Genomic DNA, 516 nt, shown 5'->3' with positions numbered 1-516 from the left:
GGGGGGGGGGGGGGGGGGGCTGGCCAGGTCCAGCTCCAGGTCGGCCAGCCGCAGCAGCGTGGGTTCTTGCGCACGGCCGCGGCGCAGGAGCGCCTGCACGCGCGCCAGCAACTCGGAAAAAGCAAAGGGCTTGACCAGGTAATCGTCGGCGCCGCCTTCCAGCCCGCGCACGCGATCTTCCACCGCGTCGCGCGCGGTCAGCATCAGGATGGGGGTGTTCTTGCGCGCGCGCACGGCGGCCAGGATGCCGAAGCCGTCCACGCCGGGCAGCATCACGTCCAGCACGATCAGGTCGTAGTCGCCTTCCAGCGCCAGATGCAGCCCATCCACGCCATCGCGTGCCAGATCCACGACATGGGTCTGCTCCGACAAGCCCTTTTTCAGGTAGTCGGCCAGCTTGGGTTCGTCTTCGATGACCAGGATGCGCATGGCCGGGAATTTACCACCCGCGCGGGCAGCGGCGCGGCGACGGTGGCGTCGGCGATCCGACGCCCGCCGTGCGCGTCAACGCCGGGG

At 70.2% G+C, this 516-nt stretch carries 1 protein-coding gene; it reads right to left on the bottom strand.

Features of this window, described 5'->3' with window-relative positions:
• On the bottom strand, window positions 1-429 hold a 429-nt coding region (locus tag ACNPP0_RS24005; RefSeq protein WP_448707213.1), incomplete at its 3' end, for a response regulator.
• Window positions 430-516 lie beyond the last annotated feature (87 nt).

Source organism: Achromobacter semiaridum (genome assembly GCF_053543755.1).
The sequence above is the reverse complement of the archived record's forward strand: the minus strand, read 5'-3'. Positions and strand labels throughout refer to the sequence as shown.